General features: G+C 65.7%; 26 protein-coding genes, 6 tRNA genes and 1 riboswitch. Of the genes, 17 read left to right on the forward strand and 15 right to left on the reverse strand.

Annotated elements, in window-relative coordinates:
* Positions 1–9: 9 nt before the first annotated feature.
* The 5 genes from ACZY1F_RS16765 to ACZY1F_RS16785 form a co-directional block, all read right to left on the reverse strand.
* A complete protein-coding gene (locus ACZY1F_RS16765; RefSeq protein ID WP_463943295.1) occupies positions 10–1,125 on the reverse strand; it encodes a threonine aldolase family protein in 1,116 nt (371 codons plus the stop codon).
* A 91-nt stretch (positions 1,126–1,216) separates the two neighbouring features.
* Entirely contained in the window at positions 1,217–1,978 is a 762-nt protein-coding gene (locus ACZY1F_RS16770) for an SDR family oxidoreductase (protein WP_463943189.1), read from the reverse strand.
* Positions 1,975–3,342 (reverse strand): DUF6421 family protein, encoded by a 1,368-nt coding sequence (locus tag ACZY1F_RS16775; protein WP_463943191.1) that lies wholly within the window; start codon positions 3,340–3,342, stop codon positions 1,975–1,977. Before ACZY1F_RS16775 ends, ACZY1F_RS16770 begins: the two co-directional genes overlap by 4 nt.
* Before the next feature lie 154 nt (positions 3,343–3,496).
* Positions 3,497–4,006 (reverse strand): peptide-methionine (R)-S-oxide reductase MsrB, encoded by a 510-nt coding sequence (gene msrB, locus ACZY1F_RS16780; RefSeq protein ID WP_463943193.1) that lies wholly within the window; start codon positions 4,004–4,006, stop codon positions 3,497–3,499.
* A gap of 14 nt (positions 4,007–4,020) precedes the next feature.
* The gene (locus ACZY1F_RS16785; protein WP_463943195.1) at positions 4,021–4,512 is read right to left on the reverse strand and encodes a hypothetical protein; all 492 of its coding nucleotides are present in this window, start codon (positions 4,510–4,512) and stop codon (positions 4,021–4,023) included.
* Between the two features lie 154 nt (positions 4,513–4,666).
* Here ACZY1F_RS16785 and ACZY1F_RS16790 point away from each other — a divergent pair, with 154 nt between their 5' ends.
* Positions 4,667–5,956 (forward strand): alpha/beta hydrolase family protein, encoded by a 1,290-nt coding sequence (locus ACZY1F_RS16790; protein WP_463943197.1) that lies wholly within the window; start codon positions 4,667–4,669, stop codon positions 5,954–5,956.
* On the opposite strand, the gene ybaK is transcribed toward ACZY1F_RS16790, so the two are convergent.
* Genes ybaK through ACZY1F_RS16805 form a run of 3 tightly spaced genes read right to left on the reverse strand, consistent with a single transcriptional unit; the run spans position 5,957 to position 7,869 of the window.
* Entirely contained in the window at positions 5,957–6,454 is a 498-nt protein-coding gene (gene ybaK / locus ACZY1F_RS16795) for a Cys-tRNA(Pro) deacylase (protein WP_463943199.1), read from the reverse strand.
* A 31-nt stretch (positions 6,455–6,485) separates the two neighbouring features.
* Positions 6,486–6,947 carry a SufE family protein gene (locus ACZY1F_RS16800; protein ID WP_463943200.1) on the reverse strand — a complete coding sequence of 154 codons (462 nt, stop codon included), beginning with the start codon at positions 6,945–6,947 and terminating at the stop codon, positions 6,486–6,488.
* Between the two features lie 10 nt (positions 6,948–6,957).
* Complete coding sequence (locus ACZY1F_RS16805; protein WP_463943201.1) at positions 6,958–7,869, reverse strand: sulfurtransferase; 912 nt, start codon at positions 7,867–7,869, stop codon at positions 6,958–6,960.
* A gap of 216 nt (positions 7,870–8,085) precedes the next feature.
* Here ACZY1F_RS16805 and zapE point away from each other — a divergent pair, with 216 nt between their 5' ends.
* Positions 8,086–9,126, forward strand: coding sequence for a cell division protein ZapE (gene zapE, locus ACZY1F_RS16810; RefSeq protein ID WP_463943297.1), 1,041 nt, complete (start codon positions 8,086–8,088; stop codon positions 9,124–9,126).
* Between the two features lie 173 nt (positions 9,127–9,299).
* Here zapE and ACZY1F_RS16815 read toward each other — a convergent pair whose 3' ends face one another.
* From ACZY1F_RS16815 to ACZY1F_RS16840, 6 genes are all read right to left on the reverse strand, one after another.
* Complete coding sequence (locus tag ACZY1F_RS16815) at positions 9,300–9,557, reverse strand: antitoxin (RefSeq protein ID WP_463943202.1); 258 nt, start codon at positions 9,555–9,557, stop codon at positions 9,300–9,302.
* 171 nt (positions 9,558–9,728) lie between these two features.
* Positions 9,729–9,800 (reverse strand) — tRNA-Val (locus ACZY1F_RS16820).
* A gap of 44 nt (positions 9,801–9,844) precedes the next feature.
* Positions 9,845–9,917, reverse strand: a tRNA-Gly gene (locus ACZY1F_RS16825).
* 58 nt (positions 9,918–9,975) lie between these two features.
* Positions 9,976–10,050: transfer RNA gene (locus ACZY1F_RS16830), tRNA-Val, on the reverse strand.
* A 39-nt stretch (positions 10,051–10,089) separates the two neighbouring features.
* Positions 10,090–10,160, reverse strand: a tRNA-Cys gene (locus tag ACZY1F_RS16835).
* A gap of 47 nt (positions 10,161–10,207) precedes the next feature.
* Positions 10,208–10,280: transfer RNA gene (locus ACZY1F_RS16840), tRNA-Gly, on the reverse strand.
* Positions 10,281–10,508: 228 nt separating this feature from the next.
* Here ACZY1F_RS16840 and ACZY1F_RS16845 point away from each other — a divergent pair.
* The 14 genes from ACZY1F_RS16845 to hisF all read left to right on the forward strand — a co-directional run bounded on the left by ACZY1F_RS16845 (position 10,509) and on the right by hisF (position 21,654).
* A tRNA-Val gene (locus ACZY1F_RS16845) sits at positions 10,509–10,580 on the forward strand.
* Between the two features lie 94 nt (positions 10,581–10,674).
* Positions 10,675–11,535 (forward strand): cytochrome, encoded by an 861-nt coding sequence (locus ACZY1F_RS16850; RefSeq protein WP_463943203.1) that lies wholly within the window; start codon positions 10,675–10,677, stop codon positions 11,533–11,535.
* A gap of 63 nt (positions 11,536–11,598) precedes the next feature.
* Positions 11,599–12,207, forward strand: a complete 609-nt coding sequence (gene def / locus ACZY1F_RS16855; RefSeq protein ID WP_463943205.1) for a peptide deformylase — start codon at positions 11,599–11,601, stop codon at positions 12,205–12,207.
* On the forward strand, positions 12,204–13,124 hold the full coding sequence (gene fmt / locus ACZY1F_RS16860; protein ID WP_463943206.1) for a methionyl-tRNA formyltransferase: 921 nt from the start codon (positions 12,204–12,206) through the stop codon (positions 13,122–13,124). The genes def and fmt overlap by 4 nt, the downstream gene beginning before the upstream one ends.
* Complete coding sequence (locus ACZY1F_RS16865; protein WP_463943208.1) at positions 13,121–14,710, forward strand: RsmB/NOP family class I SAM-dependent RNA methyltransferase; 1,590 nt, start codon at positions 13,121–13,123, stop codon at positions 14,708–14,710. The genes fmt and ACZY1F_RS16865 overlap by 4 nt, the downstream gene beginning before the upstream one ends.
* An 18-nt stretch (positions 14,711–14,728) precedes the next feature.
* Positions 14,729–15,409, forward strand: coding sequence for a ribulose-phosphate 3-epimerase (gene rpe, locus ACZY1F_RS16870; protein WP_463943298.1), 681 nt, complete (start codon positions 14,729–14,731; stop codon positions 15,407–15,409).
* A gap of 40 nt (positions 15,410–15,449) precedes the next feature.
* Positions 15,450–15,603: riboswitch (FMN riboswitch) on the forward strand.
* 174 nt (positions 15,604–15,777) lie between these two features.
* Complete coding sequence (gene ribD, locus ACZY1F_RS16875; protein WP_463943210.1) at positions 15,778–16,896, forward strand: bifunctional diaminohydroxyphosphoribosylaminopyrimidine deaminase/5-amino-6-(5-phosphoribosylamino)uracil reductase RibD; 1,119 nt, start codon at positions 15,778–15,780, stop codon at positions 16,894–16,896.
* Positions 16,896–17,531: a riboflavin synthase gene (locus ACZY1F_RS16880; RefSeq protein ID WP_463943211.1), complete on the forward strand. Its 636-nt coding sequence runs from the start codon at positions 16,896–16,898 to the stop codon at positions 17,529–17,531. The genes ribD and ACZY1F_RS16880 overlap by 1 nt, the downstream gene beginning before the upstream one ends.
* A complete protein-coding gene (gene ribB / locus ACZY1F_RS16885) occupies positions 17,528–18,244 on the forward strand; it encodes a 3,4-dihydroxy-2-butanone-4-phosphate synthase (protein WP_463943213.1) in 717 nt (238 codons plus the stop codon). Before ACZY1F_RS16880 ends, ribB begins: the two co-directional genes overlap by 4 nt.
* 10 nt (positions 18,245–18,254) lie before the next feature.
* A complete protein-coding gene (gene ribA, locus ACZY1F_RS16890; protein WP_463943214.1) occupies positions 18,255–18,986 on the forward strand; it encodes a GTP cyclohydrolase II in 732 nt (243 codons plus the stop codon).
* Between the two features lie 17 nt (positions 18,987–19,003).
* Positions 19,004–19,489: a 6,7-dimethyl-8-ribityllumazine synthase gene (ribH, locus tag ACZY1F_RS16895; protein ID WP_463913522.1), complete on the forward strand. Its 486-nt coding sequence runs from the start codon at positions 19,004–19,006 to the stop codon at positions 19,487–19,489.
* Between the two features lie 112 nt (positions 19,490–19,601).
* Entirely contained in the window at positions 19,602–19,865 is a 264-nt protein-coding gene (locus tag ACZY1F_RS16900) for a phosphoribosyl-ATP diphosphatase (RefSeq protein WP_056345618.1), read from the forward strand.
* 93 nt (positions 19,866–19,958) lie between these two features.
* On the forward strand, positions 19,959–20,819 hold the full coding sequence (gene hisG / locus ACZY1F_RS16905) for an ATP phosphoribosyltransferase (RefSeq protein WP_058929289.1): 861 nt from the start codon (positions 19,959–19,961) through the stop codon (positions 20,817–20,819).
* 58 nt (positions 20,820–20,877) lie between these two features.
* Complete coding sequence (gene hisF, locus ACZY1F_RS16910; RefSeq protein ID WP_141140182.1) at positions 20,878–21,654, forward strand: imidazole glycerol phosphate synthase subunit HisF; 777 nt, start codon at positions 20,878–20,880, stop codon at positions 21,652–21,654.
* 72 nt (positions 21,655–21,726) lie between these two features.
* On the opposite strand, the gene ACZY1F_RS16915 is transcribed toward hisF, so the two are convergent.
* A complete protein-coding gene (locus tag ACZY1F_RS16915; RefSeq protein ID WP_463862463.1) occupies positions 21,727–22,371 on the reverse strand; it encodes a TIGR03085 family metal-binding protein in 645 nt (214 codons plus the stop codon).
* Positions 22,372–22,507: 136 nt separating this feature from the next.
* Here ACZY1F_RS16915 and hisI point away from each other — a divergent pair, with 136 nt between their 5' ends.
* Positions 22,508–22,921 (forward strand): phosphoribosyl-AMP cyclohydrolase, encoded by a 414-nt coding sequence (gene hisI / locus ACZY1F_RS16920; RefSeq protein ID WP_463943216.1) that lies wholly within the window; start codon positions 22,508–22,510, stop codon positions 22,919–22,921.
* Positions 22,922–22,923: the final 2 nt, after the last annotated feature.

A 22,923-nucleotide genomic window follows, 5' to 3' on the forward strand; every position in this document is an offset into this window, starting at 1 on the left:
CGGTCCATGCTATCCGGCTTGCGTGCCCGCGTGGTGGGCCGCAAGTTCCCGTCGGATCGCGGCCACAAAGGCGTCGACATCGTCTTCGCTTGTGTCGAAGGAGCACATCCAACGGACCTCGCGGGCGGCTTCATCCCAGTCGTAGAACCGGAAAGAGTCCCGCAGCCGGTCAGCTATGCCGGCGGGCAGGACGGCGAACACGCCGTTGGACTCGGTCTTCTGCGTGGGCTCCACACCCTCGATCGTGTCCACAGCGGCGCGGAGGCGGGCGGCCATGGCGTTGGCGTGCGACGCCGAACGGAGCCACAGATCGCCTTCCAGCAGGGCGATGAACTGGGCTGACAGGAAGCGCATTTTCGAGGCGAGCTGCATGTTCATCTTGCGCAGGAATTTCAGGCCGTGGGCCGCTTCAGGATTCAGGGCCACCACCACCTCGCCGTACAGCAGCCCGTTTTTGGTGCCGCCGAAGGAGAGGATGTCCACCCCGGCGTCGCGAGTGAAAGCCCGCAGCGGCACGTTCAGGTGCGCGGCGGCGTTGGCCAGCCGCGCGCCGTCCATGTGGAGTTTCATGCCCTTGGCGTGGGCATGCTCCGCAATGGCCCGGACCTCATCCGGGGTGTAGCACGTGCCAAGCTCGGTGGTCTGGGTAATGGACACGGCCAGCGGCTGGGCCCGGTGTTCATCGCCCCAGCCCCACGCCTCGCGGTCGATCAGTTCCGGCGTCAGCTTGCCGTCGGGGGTGGGGACGTGCAGGAGTTTGATGCCGCCGATCCGTTCCGGAGCGCCGTTTTCGTCCATGTTGATGTGCGCGGTCGAAGCGCACACCACAGCACCCCAGCGCGGGAGCAGCGACTGCAGGGACAGCACGTTGGCACCGGTGCCGTTGAATACGGGGAAGCACTCGATGCCGGCGCCGAAGTGCTCCTCCATCAGCACTTGCAGCCGTGCCGTGTAGTCGTCCTCGCCGTAGGACACCTGATGGCCCTCGTTGGCGGCCGCGAGGGCGGCCAGGACCTCGGGGTGCACACCGGAGTAGTTGTCCGAGGCGAAACCGCGGACGGACGCGTCATGCAGCCGGGCGGCGGGAGTTTCAAGCCGGGGGGCGGCATCTGCCGTTGTTGTCATTGCTTTGCTCACGTTCTCAGTCTAGGGAGGTCGGGTCCGGCCGGTCAGGTGGCCAGTCCGTCAGGGAAGGTGGTGGTCAGGGACTTTGCGGTCAGGGGGTCAGGAGCAGGCGCCGGCCGTTCAGTTCGGCTGCTGTGCGGCTGAACAGTCCGACGACGGCGGCGGCCAGGTCCTCGACGTCGGTGGCGCCGGGGAAGGTCCGTTCCGGGTGCGCCTTCCGGAGTCCCGCGTCCACCAGCGCTTTCACCACCAGGACGACGGCGGCGCCGCGCAAGGCGGTGCCCTCATCCGCGGCCCCGCGGGCCAGTCCCTCCGCCATGGCAAGTGTCCAGGTCTCGGCGGCGGCCTTCACCGCCACGTAGCTGGCCGTCGCGGCAGTGGGCTTGTCCACCGCGGTGGAGGAAACCATGGCAAACCGTCCGGTTCCGGCTGCGGCCAGGTCGGCGTAGAAGGCCCGTGAGACGTTCCTGAGCGTGGTGATGGCGCCGCGCTCCAGGAAGTCCCAGTCGGCGTCGCTCTGGTCCGTAATGCCCTTGGCCCCCCGCCAGCCACCCACGAGGTGGATAACTCCGTCGATCGTTCCGGCGGTGCCCGCCAGGGTTTTCCGGAGGGCCTGAACGTCAGCGGGATCCGTGAGATCGCACACCAGGGGAGTGACGCCGTCGCCCGCCTTGGTTGCGGCGGCTTCGATGCGCGTCCTGTCAGAGCCCACCGTGAACACCCGGAACCCCGCCTCGTGCAATGCCCGGGCCACCGCGACCCCGGACGGTCCGCTACCGCCCGTTACCAGGACCTTCAGTCCTAGGACGAAATCCGGAACAGGAACAGCGGGCGGGCCGCCGGGTTCGCTCACAGCGCGGACGCTCCGGTGATGCCGGCAGTGGATTCGATGACCGGTCGCATTTTCTTCTCCAAGGCTTCGTAGAACATGGACAGCGGAAATTCGTCATCCAGCACCTGGTCCGTCAGGCCGCGCGGCGGACCGGCAACGGGGAGCGCGTCGGGGCCTTTGGCCCAGGCTGATGCGGGGTTGGGCGTGACTGTGGCGGAGATCAGCTGGTACGCGGCAAGCCAATGGGCCATCTTCGGTCGGTCAATGGAGCGCCAGTAGAGCTCGTCGATCGATGCGCCGAGGGCGATCACCGCGTCCGCCACCTGGTCCCAGTCGATGCTGAGCCGGCTATCGGTCCAGTGCAGGACATGGTGCTGGTGCAGCCAGGCGAAGAGCAGCTGTCCGCCGAGGCCGTCGTAGTTGCGCACGCGGTTTCCGGTGATCGCGAAGCGGAAAATCCGGTCGAAGATGATGGCGTACTGGACCAGTTTCGCGTGCCGTCGTGCTTCGGGCCCGGCGTCTTCGTCCTGTTCGATCCGGACAGATTCCCGGAATGCTGTGAGGTCGCAGCGCAGTTCTTCCAGCGAATACAGGAAGTAAGGCATCCGCTGTTTGATCATAAACGGGTCAAAGGGCAGGTCGCCGCGCATGTGGGTCCGGTCATGGATCAGGTCCCACATCACAAACGTGGCCTCGGTCAGTTCCTGGTCGGCCAGGAGTTCCGCGGCACCCGCGGGCAGGTCCAGGGAGGTGATGTCCGCGGCCGCCCGCAGGACCCGGCGGAACCGGGCAGCTTCACGGTCCGCAAAAATGGCGCCCCACGTGAAGGTGGGTGTTTGCCGGACGGCCACGGTTTCGGGGAACAGCACCGCCGAGTTGGTGTTGTAGCCGCGGGTGAAGTCCAGGAACCGGATGGGAACAAAGAGCTTGTTGGAATACTCCCCGGCCTCAAGGCCGGCCACAAAATCGGGCCAGATGACCTCGATCAGTACGGCCTCCACCAGCCGGCTGCTGCTTCCGTTCTGCGTGTACATGGGGAAGATGACAACATGCTGCAGGCCATCCTGGCGCTGCAGCTGCGGCTGGAACGCCAGCAGGGACGCCAGGAAGTCTGGCACACCGAACCCCGCCTTGGCCCACGCCTGGAAATCAGCGACGACGGCGTCAAGGTAGGCCGCGTCGTGCGGGAACAGCGGTGCCAGTTCGGTGAGGGACTCCGTGATCTCGGCAACCGCGGTCGCTGCGGCTGCGTGGTGGCCCGCGTCAGGTACGGAGCCGTCCTGGATCTGCAGCTCCTGCAGGGACTCGGCGGCGCTGCGGAGGCGGAGCCAGGCGGAATTTTCGGCGGTGATCCTTGGTGGGGCGCCGGTCACGGTGACGGTCATGGTGCGACTGCCTTTCTTATTGCTCGGGGCATCTACGGCGAGCGTAGCAAGCAACCAGAGTCCCTAACTCAAATAGCGCCTGAGCATAAGAAACTCTCGGGCTCGAGGCGTCCCGTGGCTCTGCCAGACGTAGGCGGAGCCACGGCTGATGGACCTAGGACTCCGTGGATTCTTCCCCGGCAGCGCCGCGCGGCACCAGCTTCAGGGACACGGAATTTATGCAGAAGCGCTGGTCCGTGGGTGTGCCGTAGCCTTCACCCTCGAATACGTGGCCCAGATGCGAGTCACAGTGCGCGCACCGTACTTCCACCCTCTTCATGCCGAGCGTCCGGTCGTGGATGTAGCGGACGGTGCCTTCGGCGAGCGGTGCCCAGAAGGACGGCCACCCGCAATGCGAGTCGAATTTTTCGTTGCTCCTGAAGAGCTCGGTTCCGCAGGCACGGCATTGGTAGACACCCTCCGTATGGGTGTCCACGTACTCGCCGGTGAAGGGGCGCTCGGTACCCGCCTGCCGCAGCACGTGGTACTCCTCCGGCGTGAGTTCCTGCCGCCACTCGGCGTCGGATTTCCGGTATGCGGGTTCCGCAGCGGCGGCGTCGGCGGCCGGATCCGGGACCGAATCCGCGGCCTTGTTCTCGAAGATGCTCTTACCAAAGATGCTCATAGTCAGCTCAACGCTCAGGAGTCGCCGATAAATCCCGAACCGGCGTACAGGTGGAGAACGGGGAGCCCCAGCTGGTCCTGGGCTTTGTTGGCCCAGTCGGTGTGGAACGTATCCGCTACTGCGTGTGGCCGGGTGATCACCACTGCCTGGGCTGCGCCGAGCTCCTTGACCTTGGCCACGAGGCCTTTGACGGCGCCCCCGTCCACTACCTGGCCCGTGACTCCGGCGCCCAGGCCATCCAGGGCAGCCAGCGAGACGGCCAGTGTCTCTGCAGCCTCGGCCCGTTCAACGGAGGGGTCCGGTGAGTGGGCGGTCAGTTCGCGGAAGGCCTTAACTACGTCCAGGAGGGAGAGATTCTCAAGAAAATCCACCAGCAGATGCCGTTCAGTGTTCCCTGGGACCAGTAGGACAAGGGGCGTGTCCTGCCCGTCCACCAGGCGTTCTATGTTGACGCGGTCGTCCGCGCCCAGGGGTTCTTCGGTCAGGATGACGATTGGATCGCTCATTGCATCAGCCTAGTCGTGCGCACCGTCGCCTGCATCCATTTGGGCACCGCAGCGGTTGCGTCGCGGTGCGCGGTGTACTCGGGGCCGGCAGAATTCCGGCGCCACGTGCCGGACGGAATATGGTCAACCCGCCTGCGGCAGTAAGAATGGTTCCATGGCACCTTCCACGCGCACCCCCACGTTGACGGCGGCAGTTCCGATCCAGGCCGACGGCCGGATGTCGCTGCGCGCCAAATGGGCCCTCGGGGGCGTCATTGGCGGCGGGGCCCTTGCCGGCCTCCTGGCCACAGGCTCCTCCGCGCTGGCGCTGTACTTTGCCAGGCGCGTGATCACTCCCGTCCGGCAGCGGACGTCGGACCAGGAGGTCCTGGCTGTGCTCCGGGAAGGCGGCGGCCGGCAGGTCATCCTGAAAGCAACACCGGAGACCACGGTGGCAGGTGTCTATGGCTTGTTTTTCGACGGCGGCAAGGGGCACGCGCGGATCGGTCGGATCGTGTCCTATGCGCCCGCAGATGGCACTGTCCTGCGCGAAGTGGAAGCAGTCTATGCCGGCGATCTCGATACGGCCCGCCGCGGCTGGTGGAGCGGTGCGCTCTATCCGGATCCCGCCACCGCCGGCTTTGTGGCCGAGGACGTGCTGATCGACGTCGACGGCGGTACGGCACCGGCGTGGTTGGTCCGGGCCGGCGGTACGGCCCGGACCTGGGCAGTCATGGTTCACGGCCGCGGGGCAACCCGCCAGGAGGCTCTCCGGGCGGTCGGACCCGCCCTGGAACTGGGGCTCACCAGCCTGTTGGTTTCATACCGGAACGACGGGTTGGCGCCGTCGGCCGAAGATGGCCGGTACGGCCTGGGATCCACGGAATGGCATGACGTGGAGGCCGCCATCGAGTTCGCCCTGGCCAACGGCGCCGAGGAAATTGTCCTCTTCGGCTGGTCCATGGGCGGCGCCATCTGCCTGCAGACGGCCGATCTCTCGCCGCACCGACACCTGATCCGGGCCATGGTCCTGGACGCGCCCGTCATCAACTGGGTCAATGTCCTGGCCCACCATGCGCAGATCAACCGCATACCCTCCCTCGTGGGCCGCTACGGGCAACTGATGCTGGGCCACCCCGTGGGCCGCAGGCTCACCGGACTCGCCGCGCCCGTGGACCTCAAAGCCATGGACTGGGTGGCGCGCGCCGTGGAAGTCCGGACACCCACCCTGATCATCCACAGCGTTGATGACGAGTACGTTCCCTATGAACCATCCGCCCTGCTGGCGGAGCGGAATCCGGACATGGTCACCTTCGAAACGTTCCACCATGCCCGGCACACCAAGGAATGGAACGTGGATCCCGAGCGCTGGGAGAACCTGATCAAGGCCTGGCTCCGGCCCCAGTTGGCTCCGCGGCTTAACCCCGGCCAGAACCGCCCGGAGGAAACCCAGCCGTCGGGGTAACTAGCGTGTGCGTGTGCCGATCGCGGCCGTCACGGCTGCTGTCAGCCGGATGAGGTCGGCCGGCGCCAGCTCAACGTCCAGCCCGCGCTTGCCACCGGACACCAGCATGGTTCCCAGCTCCAGGGCGCTGCTGTCCACTACCGTGGGTGATGACTGGCGCTGGCCAAGCGGCGAGATTCCGCCAAGGACGTAGCCGGTGCGGCGTTCCGCGGCCACGGGCTCTGCCATCGAGGCCTTCTTGGCGCCCACGGCGGCGGCGAATGCCTTCAGGTCAAGGTTGCCGCTGACCGGCACCACCCCCACAGCCAGCCGTCCTTCCACTTCCACCATGAGGGTCTTGAAGACCTTCTCCGGAGCGATCCCCAAGGCTTCGGCCGCTTCGGTGCCGTAGCTGGCTGCCGAAGGATCGTGGGCATACGGATGCAGCACAAAAGAAACGCCGGCCGCAGCCAGTGCGGCTGTGGCCGGCGTTCCTGTTGAAGAACTCTTGCGTCCCAAAGGGCTCAGTTATCCGATCAGGGAGCGGGAATCAGGACGCGTGCCGGGACGTCGCGGCGACCTTGCGCTTGATCCGTCCCAGCATGGCGGTCATGCCACGCATCCGCAGTGGCGTGATGGCCCGAGTCAAGCCCAGCAGCTCCGGCATATCGTCCGGCACACCCAGGATTTCAGCGGCGCTGAGTCCGTCGAGTCCCTCATGCAGCACGCCGGCGAAACCCCGCGTGGTGGGGGCTTCCGGTGGCGCCTTAAAGTAGAGCCGGAACGCATCGGCCGTGCCGGCGTCGTTCTTTTCCGTCTCGATGGTCAGGAACAGCGGCGACTGGCACTCCACCACCTGCTCCAGGAGCTCGGGGTGGTCCTTCAGCCGGTCCGGCAATTCCGGTAGTTCGCGAGAGAACTCAAGCAGCAACTGAAGCCGGTCAGGTTCGGTCAGGGCCTGGAAGTCATCGACGATTTCCGCCAGCGCGGCGGGCAGGTCATGTGTAGTCATCTGTTCCAGTTTACGCCGGGACCGTGCCGCGTTCCGTGCCCTTGGCGATGGGAACCCGGACGGCGTTGCCCCATTCGGTCCAGGAGCCGTCGTAGTTCCGGACAGTTTCAAAGCCCAGCAGGTACTTGAGCGCGAACCAGGTGTGGCTGGAACGCTCCCCGATGCGGCAGTACGCCACCACGTCATCGCCAACGGTCAGGCCGGCCTCGCCCAGGTAAAGGGCCTCGAGCTCTTCCCGGCTGCGGTAGGTTCCGTCCGGCGCAGCAGCGCGTGCCCAGGGAATGGATGCTGCCGTGGGAATGTGGCCGCCGCGGAGTGCACCTTCTTCCGGGTAGGCCGGCATGTGGGTCCGCTGGCCGGTGTATTCCTCGGGGGAGCGTACGTCGATCAGCGGCTTGCCGAGGTGTGCCAGCACATCATCCTTGAACGCGCGGATGGGGGCGTCGTTGCGCTCCACCAGTGGGTAGTCGCCGGGCACCAGGGCAGTCCGGTCCGTGGTCAGGTCGCGGCCTTCGGCGATCCACTTGTCCCGGCCGCCGTCGAGCAGCCGGACATCCTCGTGCCCGAACAGCGTGAAGACCCAGAGGGCATAGGCGGCCCACCAGTTGGACTTGTCCCCGTAAATGACCACCGTGCTGTCGCGGGAGATGCCCTTGGCCGCTGCCAGGGCGGCGAAGGCCTCGCCGTTGACGTAATCGCGTGTCACTTCATCGTTAAGGTCCGTGTGCCAGTCAATTTTGACGGACCCGGGGATGTGGCCGGTCTCGTAAAGGAGGACGTCCTCGTCGGACTCGACCACCACCAGCTTTCCGTCCCCCAGTGCGCCGGTTTCAAGTGCGGCGGCAAGCCACTCTGTGGATACCAGACGCTCCGGGTTGGCGTAGGCGGCGAACTTCTCGTTTTGTTCAACTGCGTAGGACATGGTGTTGGCCTTTCACTGAGACACAGGGCGGATCTGCTGAAGAAGGAAAACCTGCCTCTCACCCTAGCCACGGCCAGCCGCCCTGTCCGCCTCCTTGTTAACAGTGGGAAATATGGCCTTCGTCACGCAATGGCCCGTGCCGGCTGGATGGCGGGGGAGGCCCGGGCCATTGCCGGTATTCTTTCTGGGGACAACCCACCAGCAGAACGGACCACCTTGGTACAGATCGAACAGCTTGCCGCCCGCACTCCGGCGGTTTCGGTGGATGAACTCCTCAAGGGTTTTTATCCGTCCCCACGGTTTGGCCAGGTTTCCTTTGCCAGCTACCGGCCGGACCCGAACCAGCCGTCCCAGGCAGCGGCGGTCAAGGCACTGGAAGCGTTCGCCGGAGGAGTTGGAGCCGGCGACGGCGACGGCCTGTTCAAGAAGCTCTTCACGAAGAAAAAAGTGGCTACCAGGGCGGGGATCTATCTCGACGGCGGATTCGGCGTCGGCAAAACCCACCTCCTGGCCTCGCTGTGGCATGCCGCGCCGGGCCCCAAAGCCTTCGGTACGTTTGTGGAGTACACCAACCTGGTGGGGGCACTGTCCTTCCGCAAGACAGTTGAGGCACTGAGCCACTACAAGCTGGTCTGCATTGACGAATTCGAACTGGATGATCCGGGCGACACCGTGCTGATGTCCCGTCTGATGCGTGAACTGGCCGACGCCGGCGTCAAGCTTGCTGCGACGTCCAACACCCTGCCGGGTTCGTTGGGTGACGGCCGCTTTGCCGCCGTCGACTTTGCCCGTGAAATCCAGGTCTTGGCGGACCAGTTCGATGTCATCAGGATCGACGGCGAGGATTTCCGCCACCGTGGCCTGCCCGCCGCCCCGGCACCGCTGAAGAACAGCCAGCTCGCTGCACAGATGAAGGCCGAGTTCGACGGCAAGACCGTGGCGGAGGACGAATTCAGTTCACTGATCGGCCACCTTGCCGGTGTCCATCCGAGCCGTTACCGGCAACTCATCGACGGCATCGACGGCGTTGTATGGCGCAACGTGGAGACCATCACCGAACAGGCCGTGGCACTTCGGTTCGTGGTGTTGGCGGACCGCCTGTACGACAAGGACGTGCCCATCCTGGCCAGCGGCGTCCCCTTCGACAAGCTCTTCACGGACGAGATGATGCACGGCGGCTACACCAAGAAGTATTTCCGTGCGGTGTCCCGCCTGACCGCGCTGGCCCGCGAGGGCCAGAACCACGAGCCGTCCTAGGCGCCTAACGCAACGCGGGGTCACATATTGCCCATCCGGAGGTTCCGGAGGGGCAATATGTGACCCCGCGTTTGTTCCTAGTGACGCTTTAAACGCCAAAGGTGCAGGTGCCGCCTCCCGGCGGGACCTGCACCCCCTTGACGTGCTAGGGCAATGCCCTGGCCAAATCCTTGTTACGGAGCCTTGTCAACCGGCGGAACCGGGTTGACTGGCGGAACCTGCCCGGTGGCAGGTGCCGCGCCGGGTGTTCCGTCGTTCTTGTCAACGAGCTTGGAAGCGCCCTCCTGGACTTTGTCCACGTGACCGGCGTACTTGCCGCCAGTCTTTGAGTCGACGAAATCGCCGGCTTTCGTGATGCCGTCCTTGATGGCCTGCTCGTTGCCGTGGATGAGACCCTGAGCCTTGCCCTTAAGATCGTCAATCAGTCCCACGAGCACCTCCCTTCAATCGCGGAGCCAGTTCGCTCCTCCGCAACCGATCCTAGCCCTGTCTGCCGGGCGTGCCAAGGTAATCGGAGGTTCTGCGCGTTCGCCAGCAGCGGATGAGCTAAACCCGATAACAACGCGGAAACAAAAAAGCAGCTCACGGGGAGCTGCTGTGTGTGGGCGATACTGGGATCGAACCAGTGACCTCTTCCGTGTCAGGGAAGCGCGCTACCGCTGCGCCAATCGCCCGGAACCGGAAGTCCGGCCATTTCGGATTTACTACTGGGGTAGAGAGCGGACGACGAGATTCGAACTCGCGACATCCACCTTGGCAAGGTGGTGCTCTACCAGCTGAGCTACGTCCGCGTATGAAGTACAACCTGGCCGGTGGCCTAGCGTACTGCATGAAGCAAGTTTCCTTGCTTGGTGGGCGATACTGGGATCGAACCAGTGACCTCTTCCGTGTCAGGGAAGCGCGCTACCGCTGCGCCAATCGCCCATTTCGTCCGGCGTGAACCGGCATCCATGGTTTTCACCGAGGTGGGTACGGGATTCGAACCCGTGTGAACGGCTTTGCAGGCCGCTGCCTCGCCTCTCGGCCAACCCACCGTGTAAGCTCCGATTTCGAAAAACCGTTGCCGTGACAGTGTCCTGCGAGCGGACGACGAGATTCGAACTCGCGACATCCACCTTGGCAAGGTGGTGCTCTACCAGCTGAGCTACGTCCGCATTTGGACCGCTGAATCCCTGCCGTTTCGGGCATTTCCTCGCGTTCCAACGAGTAAGAACTCTATAGGAGGTTCAGGGATTCTCCAAATCGAACGTGCTTCAACGGCGGCGATGCCCCTGCATCCCTGCAATCTAGGGGATTTTACTAATTACAAGCGTGTAATTTGAGCCTGGTCCCGGCTCGATTTCCATAAACCCCGCCGGGTCGGCTAGCATTCAAAGGCATCGGGGCGATTGGCGCAGTGGTAGCGCGCTTCGTTCACACCGAAGAGGTCACTGGTTCGAACCCAGTATCGCCCACCGAGGAATCTGGTCCGTTTCCGCTCAGCCGAGCGGAAACGGACCTTTTTTGTGTGCCCGTCATTCTGTCAGCCCCTTGTGAAAGAGTCTTTGTATGACTGATCCACTCCTTGCCCACGCCACGGAATACGGCCGCATGTATGCCCGGTCCACCTCCGAGCAGTTCTCCGTTCCGTCCATCACCACCGTCATAGGCCAGCAGCCGCACGGACTGGACGGCTGGTTCGGTTACATGGGCGCCAGCAGCCTGGCGAAGGATCCGCTGCTGGCCGATTCCCTGGGCAGCCCGGCGAAAATCCGGCAGGCCGTCAACCGGGCCTCAAAGGCAGCAGAACTGTACCGGGACGACGCCGCCAAGCGTGGTGACCGCGTCCATAATTACTGCGAGCAGGTCGCGCTCCGGGCCCTGGGCCGGCCGCACACCATGAAGGAAACCCGCGAGGCCCTGGCAGCCAACGGCGAGGAAGGCTTTGCCCTGCGGTTCGATGAGTGGTGGGAGCTCTACGGCGTGCAGCCCATCGCACCGGAAATCACTGTCTGGAACAAATCGGTTGGCTACGCCGGAACGCTGGACCTGGTGGCCAAAATCAACGGCCGGATTTGCATTATTGACTACAAGACCAAGGGCACCACGCGGGACGGCACCGTCAAGCCGCTGGACGACAAGGTGGTGATGCAACTGGTGGCCGGCATGAAGGCCGAAGAAAGCCTGGTGGATGCCGTTGCCGGGGAATGGGAGCCCTGGAAGTACGGTGAGGCCCCGCTCCTGCTGGCCGTGGCCATCGGGGAGACGGAAGTCCGTCCGGTCCGCGCCAACCCCGACGTCCTCAAGCACCACTGGTGGAAGTTCTGCGCCCTGCGCCGGGTCTGGGAACTGTCCGCCGATACGCTTGCCGCCGGTTCTGCGCTTCTTCCGGTTGCTCCGCCTGTCGCCTCGCAGGCCCGCAGCGCCTAGCGTGCCCCTGCACCTAAACTGGATAGGTTCCCCAATAACCCCCACCGTGAGGAAAGACAGCACATGGCCATTCTGAATATCCGCATCATCGGCGATCCTGTGCTCCGCACAGTGGCCGATCCCGTGACGGAATTCGGTCCTGAGCTCGCCAAGCTGATTGCGGACATGATGGAAACCATGGAGGACGTGGACGGCGCCGGCCTCGCAGCCCCCCAGATTGGTGTCAGCCAGCGGGTCTTCACCTACCGGATTGACGGCGTGGAGGGCCACATCATCAATCCGGTCCTGGAAAGCAGCGAGGACTACCAGGCGGACCAGGTTGAGGGTTGCCTGTCCATTCCTGGCCTCGCGTTCCCGGTCCGCCGTTTCCGCGCAACCCGCGCTACCGGCGTCGACCTTAACGGGAATCCTGTCGCTGTGGAGGGGGAAGGCATGCTGGCCCGTTGCTTCCAGCACGAGACGGACCACCTGGACGGCATCCTGTTCACCGACAGGCTGGAAGGCGAGGACCGGAAGACGGCCCTGCGCTCCATCCGCAATGCCAACTATGAGGCCATTACGGAACGCACGACGACGAAGCGCGCCAAGACGGTCGGGTCCAGTTTTGGGGGCGCGAGCTTTGGGGGCACAGGCACCGGGGGCGGCAGCTTCGGCGGCGGCGCCACCACATGAGGGTACTTTTTGCCGGCACCCCCGCCGTGGCCGTCCCGTCCCTTGATGCCCTCGTTGAGGCCGGTTTTGAGATCGTTGCTGTCCTGACCCGTCCCGACGCGCCGATTGGGCGCAAACGGGTGTTGACGCCGTCGCCCGTTGCCGCACGCGCCGCGGAGCTGGGGATCTACATCATCCACGCCACCCGCGTTAACGAGGCCGTGACGGCGAAAATCGCCGCGGCCACGCCGGACGTGGCCGCCATCGTGGCCTACGGCGGACTGATTCCGCGCGCCGCCCTGGATCTTCCCCCGCACGGTTGGATTAACCTGCACTTTTCCCTACTTCCCGCATGGCGTGGCGCTGCCCCCGTGCAGCGGGCCGTGATGGCCGGCGACGACGTCACCGGTGCTGTCACCTTCCTGTTGGAGGAAGGTTTGGACACCGGCCCGGTCTTCGGAACGCTGACCGAGGGCGTTGGCCCGGAAGACACCGCCGGAGCGCTGCTGGAGCGGCTGTCCCACAGCGGGGCTGTACTCCTTGCCCAGACGCTGTCCGCCGTTGAGGCCGGGAGGGCAGCCGCCCAGCCGCAGGTCGGCGATGTTTCGCTGGCCCCCAAGCTGACCATTGATGACGGCCGGCTCGACTGGAAGCAGCCCGCCCTGGCAATCGGCAGGCGCGCCCGTGGTGTAACCCCCGAGCCAGGTGCCTGGACCACCCTGGACGGACAGCGCGTCAAACTCGAACCCGTCCGCCTCCGGCCAGGTGACGCCGACCTGCAGCCCGGCGCGGTGTTCCTCGACGGGAAGAGCGTCCTGGTGGGCACCGGATCCCATGCTGTGGAGCTGACAAGGATCCAGCCTTCGGGCAAAAAGATGATGGCCGCCGCCGACTGGGCGCGTGGCATGGCAACACTGGAAAGCGTGGTCTTCGAATGAGCGAATCCGGCGGAAATGCAGGCGGCAGGGGCGGCAGCGGAAGCGGCGCCGCAGGCGGCGGACGGGGCAACAGCGGGCGGGGCAAGGGCGGGCCACGGGACTCCAGCCAGCGCAACGCCCAGGGACGCGAACGTAACCGCCCCTCCCAGCGGAGCTTCACCGAAAACGCCCCGGCGCAGCGGACCCGCCGGGCGGATCCAGCGCGGCTGGTGGCTTTTGAAGTCCTGCGCGCGGTAGCCGCCGAGGACGCCTATGCCAACCTGGTGCTCCCGTCCCGCATCCGCCATCACGGCCTGGACAAGCGCGACGCCGGCTTCGCCACCGAGCTCAGCTACGGGGCCTTGCGTGGCCAGGGCACTTACGATGCCATCCTGGCCCGCTGCGTTGACCGGCCGCTGGACCAGCTTGACCCGGCCATTCTCGACGCCCTGCGGATCGGCACCCATCAGCTGCTCGCCATGCGCGTCCCGGCCCACGCCGCCCTGGATCAGACGGTTGGCCTGGCCCGCGCCGTCATCGGTGCCGGACCCTCCGCCCTGATCAATGCGGTGCTGCGGAAGGTCACGGCGCACACGCTGGAGGAGTGGCTGGAGGTCCTCGTCGCCGGCGAAAGCGACGAAACCACCATCGCGTCCCTCCGCTACGCCCACCCCGAATGGATCGTGCGGGCGATGCGCCAGTCCCTGGTGGCCCACGGGCGGTCAGCCGCCGAAATCAACGACCTGCTGGAAGCCGATAACGAAGCTCCGGTGGTTAACCTCGTGGCGTTGCCCGGCTTGGGCAGCCTGGATGAAGCCCTGGAAGGCGGGGCCACTTTGGGTGAACTCGTTGAAGGTTCGGCGCTCTCCAGCGGCGGAGACCTGGGCCGCCTCGCCTCCATCCGGGAAGGCAGCACGCGCGTCCAGGATGTCGGCTCCCAGCTGGTGGCCCGTGCTATGGCGGCCGTGGACCTCGATCCCACCGACGGCACTGGAACAGGAAATCGGAACGAGACCTGGCTGGACCTGTGCGCCGGCCCCGGCGGCAAGGCCGCCCTGCTGGGCGCGCTGGCCAACGCCCACGGTGCCACGCTGCTCGCCAATGAACCTGCCCCGCACCGTGCAAAACTCGTGAGCCAGGCCCTTTCCGCCGTGCCCAGGGACGTCTGGCGCGTCCGGACCGGCGACGGCCGAGACCTCGGCACAGAGCAGCCCGAGTCCTTTGACCGGGTCCTCGTGGATGTCCCCTGCAGCGGGCTTGGTGCCCTGCGCCGCAGGCCGGAGTCCCGCTGGCGGCGTACCCCCAAGGACCTCGCGGACCTGGGACCGCTGCAGCGTGCCCTGCTGAAATCGGCGCTGGACGCCGTCCGCCCCGGCGGCGTGGTTGCCTATGTCACCTGTTCGCCCCACCCGGCCGAAACCACGGCAGTGGTCAGCGATGCCCTCCGGAAGCGTGATGACCTGGAACTGCTCGACGCCGGTGCGGTGCTGGACAGCGTGAGCCTGACCGGGAACCTGGGTGCAGGCCACGATTCTACGGCGCAACTCTGGCCGCACATCCACAGCACCGATGCCATGTTCCTGGCCCTCATCCGGAAGAAAGCCTGACCCGTGAAAGGTTCCCCCATGCCGCAATGCTGCATCAACCCCAGCATCCTGTCCGCCGACTTCGTCAACCTCGAAGCCGAACTGCAGCGCATCAGCAACGCTGACGCCGTGCACGTGGATGTTATGGACAACCACTTTGTCCCCAACCTCACCTTGGGCTTGCCCGTGGTCCAGCGGATTCAGGCGGTCAGCCCCATCCCGCTGGACGCCCACCTGATGATCTCCGACGCCGACCGCTGGGCGCCGGGGTTCGCCGACGCCGGGCTGGCCTCCGTGACCTTCCACGCTGAAGCCTCGATTGCACCGGTCAAACTGGCCCGCGAACTGAGGGCCCGCGGCTCCAAAGCCGGCATGGCGTTGCGCCCTGCCACGGCCGTGGAACCCTACCTGGACATGCTCGAGGAACTGGACATGCTCCTGATCATGACCGTCGAGCCGGGCTTCGGCGGCCAGGCGTTCCTGGACTTCACCCTGCCCAAGATCCGCAGGGCCCGGGCAGCCATTGACGGCTCCGGAATCAATGTCGCCATTCAGGTGGACGGCGGCATTACCGAGGAAACCATTCTGCGGGCGGCCGAGGCAGGCGCGAACGTCTTTGTCGCGGGTTCGGCTGTCTACGGCGCGGAAGACCCGGCTGCAGCCATCGGACGGCTCCGCGAAGCCGGCAGCATAAAGTTACGTGCTGCGTCCGCGGAATAGTCTGGGCCCCCTTGTGGTTATGGCACAATAGCAACACACAATACGTGCTCCGGGGTCGGTGTAAGTCCGAACCGGCGGTGATAGTCCGCGACCCGCGAGCCGGCGCTTTCCCCTTCGGGGAAGGAACCGGCGGACGGTTGAACTGGTGAAATTCCGGTACCGACAGTTAAAGTCTGGATGAGAGAAGCACGTACAGCTGTATCTGCGGCGCCCTTTGGCGCTGTGGTCTTCTGCTGTCGTATACCCCCGGAGCCATCGCGGTTCTAGAGGGAAGGAACGACAACACACATGAACCCTTTGCGATGGCTCTTTGAAGCCAGGATTTCCCATGGTCCGGGAACCGAAGCAGCCCAACCGGTGGCTGCCCCATGACCCGGATCGAAAACGTCACGGCGTTCAGCGCCGCCGAAACCGCCGCCATGGAGGCAGCGCTCGAGGCAGCCCTGCAGGGCCCGCGCGGAGCGAATCCGCTGGTGGGCGCCGTCGTCATCGATGCTGCCGGCCACCAGCTGGTGACCGGCTACCACCGCGGCGCCGGCACACCCCACGCGGAAGCGGACGCCATCGCGCAGGCTGAGGCCGCCGGGCTGGACCTGGGCGGCTGCACAATGGTGATCACGCTGGAACCCTGTGACCACAGCGGCCGCACGGGGCCCTGCACCCAGGCGATCATTCGTGCCGGAATCACGGACGTGGTTTACGCCGTCGACGATCCGCATGACCCTGCGGCGGGCGGCGCTGCCACCCTCCGGAACGCAGGAGTGCAGGTCCGCAGCGGGCTCGCTGCCGGTGAGTCGTTCGAGTTGAACCGTCAGTGGTTCCTGGGAGTGGCCGCACAGCGCCCGTTTGTGACGCTGCACATCGCCCAGACGCTGGACAGCCGGATCGCCGCCGAGGACGGCACGAGCCAGTGGATCTCCTCGCCCGAATCGCTTGCTGACAACCACGGGCTCAGGCGGCGGATTGACGCCATCCTCGTGGGGACCCAGACCGTACTGGTGGATAACCCCCGGCTGTCAGCCCGGGACGAGTCCGGTGCGGCATCGGGCAAGCAGCCGCTGCGGGCCGTCATGGGCCTGCGCGACATTCCAGCTGACGCCGCCGTCCGGGGTGATGACGGTAACGTGCTCCACCTCGCCACGCGGGATCCGCGGGAGGCGCTCTCGATCCTTTACGCGGAGGGAGTCCGCCACGTCATGGTGGAAGGCGGCTCACGCATCCTCAGTTCATTCCTGGCCGCCGGGCTTGTGGACGAACTCATTGTCTACGTTGCCCCCACCCTGCTGGGCTCCGGAACCCCCGCCCTCAACGGACTCGGAATCACCACCCTCGCGGATGCCCGGCACTGGGACTGGGACCCCTCCGACGGCGGCGCCGTCCTGACCCTGGGCCGGGACCTGAGGCTGCACCTCCGACCAGAACCAACCGAAACTCTTGAACCACAACTATCCCGCACTGCCGCGGAACCAGCCATGGGAGGCTACTGATGTTTACCGGAATTATTGCCGAGCAGGGACAGGTCCTGTCCGTGGAGCGGGACGGCGATGCCAGCGCAACACTCCGCCTCCGCGCGCCCGGCACCACCGAAGGTCTCGGACTGGGCGGCTCCATCGCCGTCAACGGAGTCTGCCTGACGGCCACCGCAATAGAGGGCAAAGAATTCAGTGTTGATGTGATGGGCGAAACCCTCGTCCGCAGCACCATCGGCGAACTTGCCGCCGGGGACGCGGTGAACCTTGAGCGTTGCGTCCCCGCCGGCGGCCGGCTGGACGGCCACGTCGTCCAGGGCCACGTCGACGGCGTCGGGCAGCTGCTGGAGCGCGAGGCTCTCGGCAACTGGGAGCGGCTCCGCTTCGGTGTGCCGGCCAACCTCGCCCGCTATATCGCAGAGAAGGGCTCCATCGCGATCGACGGCGTCTCGCTCACAGTCACGGCAGTCAGCCCCGCCGCGGAGCTGCTGCCCTGGTTCGAAGTGGGGCTGATCCCCACCACACTGGCCGAGACCGGCCTGGGGGCCAAGACAACCAGCAGCAGGGTCAACCTGGAAGTCGACGTGCTGGCCAAATACACCGAACGCTTGCTGGCATTCAGCACCGGCGCAACCACCGGGGGCGAACGATGAACGCCATCGTCCGGCTGGAACCCGCCGCGGAGGCCGGTCCGGTGCCTGACGCAACCTTCGAACTTGACCCCGTGGAAGATGCCATCCGCGCAATGGCCGCCGGCCGCCCTGTGCTGGTGGTGGACAACGAGGACCGCGAAAACGAGGGCGACATTATCTTCGCCGCACAGCATGCCACCCCCGCGCTCATGGGATGGACCATCCGCTACAGCTCCGGCGTCATCTGCGTCCCCCTGACGGGGGAGCGTGCCGATGCCCTGGCACTGCCGCCCATGGTGGCAGTGAACCAGGACGCGAAAGGTACGGCGTACACCGTTTCCTGCGACGCGGCGGTGGGTGTCAGCACCGGAATCTCCGCGACGGACCGGGCTCTCACGGTCCGCGTCCTTGCAGACCCCGGCGCCGGACCGGCGGCCGTGACCCGCCCCGGGCATATTTTCCCGCTCCGGGCAGTTAACGGAGGAGTGCGTGAACGCCCCGGCCATACCGAAGCAGCCGTGGACCTCTGCCGGCTCGCCGGATTGGAGCCCGTGGGCGTGATCGCCGAGGTTGTGTACGACGACGGTGAAATGATGCGGCTCGACGGGCTGCGGGGATTCGCTGCTGAACACGGGTGCCCCCTGATCTCGATTGAGGATCTGGTGGCCTACCTTGAAGCAGGAGCCGGGACGCCCGCCGACAGTGACACCGGGCCGGACGCCCGGGCGGAGTAGAGGAGTAATGATGACGGCTTCCGGAGTTTCGGACCACAGCCACCAGAATGGCCACCATCAGGGGGCGGCCGGCAACGGCCGGGCCCACCACCCCGTGAGCGGCGGTCCGATTGTGCAGCTGCCCACGGCATTTGGCGATTTCGTTACCCAAGCGTGGACAGACCTGGTCACGGGCGTCGAGCACCTGGCGGTGAGCTCGCCCAACCCGCCCAAGGAGGGTGTTGCTCCGCTGGTCAGGCTGCATTCCGAGTGCCTGACCGGCGATGTCTTCGGCTCCTACCGCTGCGACTGCGGCGAACAGCTGGCCTATGCCCTGGAGCTGATCAACGAGTTCGGCGGCACGCTGCTGTACCTGCGCGGGCAGGAAGGCCGGGGGATCGGGCTGGCCAACAAAATCAAGGCCTACGCCCTCCAGGAAGCGGGCTTTGACACCGTGGAGGCCAACGAACAGCTGGGACTGCCGGTGGACGCCCGCTGCTACAAGGCGGCCGCCCAGATCCTGGCCGAGATGGGCCTCCACGAGATCCGGCTGCTGAGCAACAACCCGGACAAAAAGAACAGGCTCGCCAAAGCCGGCGTGAAGGTGGTGGAAATGGTGCCCACCGAGGTGCCGTCCCGCGACCAGAACATTCGCTACCTTCAGACCAAAAAGGACCGCATGGAGCACCGGCTGACGCTGGACTCACATGTTGTCACGGTGCCAAGCGGCGCCGCCGACGATTTCGACCACGACCAAAACTGAACGGACCAGATTCACGCATGAGCGGACACGGCGCACCAGATATTGACCTCACCACCCTCAACCCGGCGGAAACATCGCAGCTGCGGTTGGCCATTGTCGCAGCCAGCTGGCACACGCAGATCATGGACGGACTCCTGGACGGTGCCCTGCGCGCCGCCAAAGACGCGGGCATCAGCGAACCTACCGTACTGCGCGTTCCCGGCGCCTTTGAGCTCCCCGTCGCTGCCGCGCGGCTGGCACCGCACTTTGACGCAGTGGTGGCGCTCGGCGTCGTGATCCGTGGCGGCACACCGCACTTTGAATACGTCTGCCAGGCGGCGACGTCGGGACTGACGGACGTCAGTGTCTCCACCGGCGTGCCGGTGGGCTTCGGCGTGCTGACCTGCGATACGGAGCAGCAGGGACTGGACCGTGCGGGCCTGCCGGGCTCCAGCGAGGACAAGGGCCACGAAGCAGTGACGGCAGCCTTGGCCACCGCGGTGCTCCTCAAGCCGTACAAGTAGCAGCCGATCCGGGCAGCAAGCCGCCGGGAGCGGTGTGTGTTCGATCACATCGCGCCCGTCATGCAGCGGCCCGAAAGGCGCCCCCGGGCCAGCAGCAAGTAGGCTGTAGGGCGTGAAGAATTTCGAGACGCTGTTCGCTGAACTGAGTGAGAAGGCAGCCACCCGCCCGGCAGGCTCCCGCACCGTCGCTGAATTGGAGTCCGGAGTCCACGGCATTGGCAAGAAAGTCGTGGAGGAAGCAGCCGAAGTCTGGATGGCCGCTGAGTACGAATCCGATGAGGCCACGGCCGAGGAAATCTCCCAGCTGCTCTACCACCTGCAGGTTCTGATGCTCGCTAAAGGCCTGACCCTGGAAGACGTCTACAAGCATCTGTAGCCACTTCGGCACCCGGCGGCCAACAATTGCCCGCCCGTGCCCTGCGTGGCCCGTTTGCCTGATCCATAGACCTCCCAACCAAGAAAGACCCCCATGCTGCGAGTAGCCGTACCCAACAAGGGCTCCCTGTCCGAAGCCGCCTCCGCCATGCTGTCCGAAGCGGGGTACCGCCAACGCCGCGACACCCGCGAACTGGTCATGATGGACCCGGACAACGACATTGAATTCTTCTTCCTCCGCCCGCGCGACATCGCCGTGTATGTCGGACGCGGAACCCTCGACGTCGGCATCACCGGACGCGACCTGCTGCTGGACGCCGAGGTGGAGGCCGAGGAACTGCTGCCCCTGGGCTTCGCTGCGTCCACGTTCCGCTTCGCCGGACCAGTGGGTGACTTCGCCGCGGCAGAAGAGCTGGAAGGCAAGCGCCTCGCCACAAGCTACGACGGCCTGCTCCGCGGCTACCTCGCCGAGCGGGGCATCAACGCCAAGGTGGTCCGGCTCGACGGCGCCGTGGAGTCTTCCGTGCGGCTCGGCGTGGCTGATGCCATCGCCGACGTTGTGGAAACCGGCAACACCCTCAAGGCCGCCGGAATGGAAATCTTCGGCGAGCCGATCCTCAAGTCGGAAGCTGTCCTGATCCGCCGCACCGGCGACGGCGGAGCCGCGAACGGCACCGCCAAGGAGATTGAAGTCCTGATCCGCCGGCTGCAGGGCGTCCTCGTGGCGCGCCAGTACGTGCTGATGGACTACGACATCCGCAAGGAACTCGTGGAACAGGCCGCCGCTCTGACTCCCGGCCTGGAATCACCCACGGTCTCGCCGCTGCGCGACTCCGACTGGGTGGCCGTCCGGTCCATGGTTCCGAAGAAGGAAACCAACCGGATCATGGATGAGCTCTACGACCTCGGCGCCCGCGCCATCCTGGTCAGCAGCATCCACGCCTGCCGTATCTGAGCGTCCCGCCCGGTTCACGCCGCGGCGCAGAATCCACCCGAGAATTCCAGGAGTCCCCATGGCTGTAGCTGTACGAGTCATCCCCTGCCTCGATGTCGACGCCGGCCGCGTTGTGAAGGGCATCAACTTCGAGGGGCTCCGCGACGCGGGGGACCCGGTGGAGCTGGCCCACCGCTACGACAACGCGGGAGCTGACGAACTGACGTTCCTGGATGTCACGGCGTCCTCGGGCAACCGTGAAACCACCTTCGACGTGGTCCGCCGCACCGCCGAGGAAGTTTTCATTCCCCTGACCGTGGGCGGCGGTGTCCGCGGTGTTGCCGAGGTGGACAAGCTCCTGCGGTTCGGCGCGGACAAAGCTTCCATCAACACGGCCGCCGTTGCCCGGCCGGACGTCATCAACGAGATCAGCCGGCACTTCGGTTCGCAGGTGTTGGTCCTGTCCGTGGACGCCCGCCGGACCCGCCCCGGGTCCCAGCCCACGCCGTCGGGGTTTGAAGTGACCACCCACGGTGGCCGTACGGGTACCGGGATCGACGCCATCGAGTGGGCCAGGGAAGCCGCCGACCGTGGCATCGGTGAAATCCTGCTCAACTCCATCGACGCCGACGGCACCAAGGACGGCTTCGACCTGGAACTGATCCGGCTGGTCCGGGCCGCGGTGAAAGTGCCGATCATCGCCTCAGGCGGCGCCGGGGAACCGGCTCATTTCCCGCCGGCCGTTGCCGCAGGAGCGGACGCCGTGCTGGCGGCGTCGATCTTCCACTGGGGACCGGACAACATGATGTCCCAGGTCAAGCAGGCAATCCGCGACGCAGGCTTCGAAGTCCGCTAACGTCCTGGTTTCGAGTTCGGTGGTTGAGCTTGTCGAAACCTGGTTTCGACAAGCTCAACCACCGGAAATGCCCTAGAGGCCGACTTCGGCTGACTGGAGCAGGGCGACGGCGTCGGGCTGGCCTTCAAAGGTGACCAGGGCGTGGCGGGTCCGGCCGTGGGCGTGCATCAGCAGCTCACCCGGCTCACCAACGATCGCCACCGAGACGGGTGCCCGCTTGGCGACGTGCCGCGGTCCGGATGGGCGCACCAGCACAATTCCAAGGTCGACACCGCGGTAAAGTATGGCTGCCCGTTTGATCAGCTCGTCCCAGAGGGCGTCCGAGTAGGCCTCGTCGAGGGCGCGCGGCGCCCAGCGGTCCACGGCCCGGCGGATGTCCTCCGTGTGGACGAAATATTCGATCAGGTTGGAGCTCTCGTCCAATGCCTTGATGTTCATGGGGGAGAGCGCCGGGGGACCGCCGCGGAAAGTGTTCACCAGACCGGTGTAGTCGTCCGCGGTCTTCAGCTTCGCCGCGAGCTTGGCGGTGGCCTTGTCCGAGGCCTTGGAAAGGCTCTTGATGATGAGGCCCAGCCCCACGGCGGCCTTGCGTTCGCGCAGGTAAAGGTGCGCGGCAAGGTCCCTGGTGCGCCAGCCTCTGCAGAGGGTAGGGGCATCAGGACCGGCCGCCAGCAGGGTTTCGGCCAGGACTTCTCGGGACGGTTCGACGAAATGCATCACTTGTGAAACTAGCACGAGAGCAGCGAAGTTGGGCAGCAGAACCGCCAGCCGAAGGGTGCCCTTGTTCACACACTGGTTGTATGCCTGCTAGTGCATATTCGGGGGCCGTTGATCAGGCACTAGACTTGGTCTGATGTCTGAGCAGCCCGCCTCCGCCCCCGTAATTTTCCCGGCCCCCGCCACAAGCCCGCTTCCAGCCGCCGTCGCGGATGCACTGAAGCGTGACGGCGCCGGGCTCGTAGCCGCCGTTGTGCAGCAGTTCGATACGAACGAGGTGCTGATGCTCGGCTGGATGGACGACGAAGCGCTGCACCGCACCATGACCAGCGGCCGCGTCACATTCTATTCGCGCTCCCGCCAGGAGTATTGGCGCAAGGGGGACACCTCCGGCCATGTCCAGTGGGTCAAATCCGTTGCCATGGACTGCGACGGCGATGCCCTCCTGGTCCGCGTGGACCAGGTCGGCGCGGCATGCCACACCGGCACCCGGACCTGCTTCGACGGCAGGAACCTGGAAATCAGCGTAGGAACAGGCGGCGAAGCATAGCC

This window comes from Pseudarthrobacter xylosi (assembly GCF_055412765.1).

Coding starts and splice junctions, on each gene's coding strand:
- ACZY1F_RS16765 (WP_463943295.1), bottom strand. CDS start 1,125: ATGACAACAACGGCAGATGCCGCCCCCCGGCTTGAAACTCCCGCCGCC.
- ACZY1F_RS16775 (WP_463943191.1), bottom strand. CDS start 3,342: ATGACCGTCACCGTGACCGGCGCCCCACCAAGGATCACCGCCGAAAAT.
- msrB (WP_463943193.1), bottom strand. CDS start 4,006: ATGAGCATCTTTGGTAAGAGCATCTTCGAGAACAAGGCCGCGGATTCG.
- ACZY1F_RS16785 (WP_463943195.1), bottom strand. CDS start 4,512: ATGAGCGATCCAATCGTCATCCTGACCGAAGAACCCCTGGGCGCGGAC.
- ACZY1F_RS16790 (WP_463943197.1), top strand. CDS start 4,667: ATGGCACCTTCCACGCGCACCCCCACGTTGACGGCGGCAGTTCCGATC.
- ACZY1F_RS16800 (WP_463943200.1), bottom strand. CDS start 6,947: ATGACTACACATGACCTGCCCGCCGCGCTGGCGGAAATCGTCGATGAC.
- ACZY1F_RS16805 (WP_463943201.1), bottom strand. CDS start 7,869: ATGTCCTACGCAGTTGAACAAAACGAGAAGTTCGCCGCCTACGCCAAC.
- ACZY1F_RS16850 (WP_463943203.1), top strand. CDS start 10,675: ATGACTGATCCACTCCTTGCCCACGCCACGGAATACGGCCGCATGTAT.
- def (WP_463943205.1), top strand. CDS start 11,599: ATGGCCATTCTGAATATCCGCATCATCGGCGATCCTGTGCTCCGCACA.
- fmt (WP_463943206.1), top strand. CDS start 12,204: ATGAGGGTACTTTTTGCCGGCACCCCCGCCGTGGCCGTCCCGTCCCTT.
- ACZY1F_RS16865 (WP_463943208.1), top strand. CDS start 13,121: ATGAGCGAATCCGGCGGAAATGCAGGCGGCAGGGGCGGCAGCGGAAGC.
- rpe (WP_463943298.1), top strand. CDS start 14,729: ATGCCGCAATGCTGCATCAACCCCAGCATCCTGTCCGCCGACTTCGTC.
- ribD (WP_463943210.1), top strand. CDS start 15,778: ATGACCCGGATCGAAAACGTCACGGCGTTCAGCGCCGCCGAAACCGCC.
- ACZY1F_RS16880 (WP_463943211.1), top strand. CDS start 16,896: ATGTTTACCGGAATTATTGCCGAGCAGGGACAGGTCCTGTCCGTGGAG.
- ribB (WP_463943213.1), top strand. CDS start 17,528: ATGAACGCCATCGTCCGGCTGGAACCCGCCGCGGAGGCCGGTCCGGTG.
- ribA (WP_463943214.1), top strand. CDS start 18,255: ATGACGGCTTCCGGAGTTTCGGACCACAGCCACCAGAATGGCCACCAT.
- ribH (WP_463913522.1), top strand. CDS start 19,004: ATGAGCGGACACGGCGCACCAGATATTGACCTCACCACCCTCAACCCG.
- hisG (WP_058929289.1), top strand. CDS start 19,959: ATGCTGCGAGTAGCCGTACCCAACAAGGGCTCCCTGTCCGAAGCCGCC.
- hisF (WP_141140182.1), top strand. CDS start 20,878: ATGGCTGTAGCTGTACGAGTCATCCCCTGCCTCGATGTCGACGCCGGC.
- ACZY1F_RS16915 (WP_463862463.1), bottom strand. CDS start 22,371: ATGCATTTCGTCGAACCGTCCCGAGAAGTCCTGGCCGAAACCCTGCTG.
- hisI (WP_463943216.1), top strand. CDS start 22,508: ATGTCTGAGCAGCCCGCCTCCGCCCCCGTAATTTTCCCGGCCCCCGCC.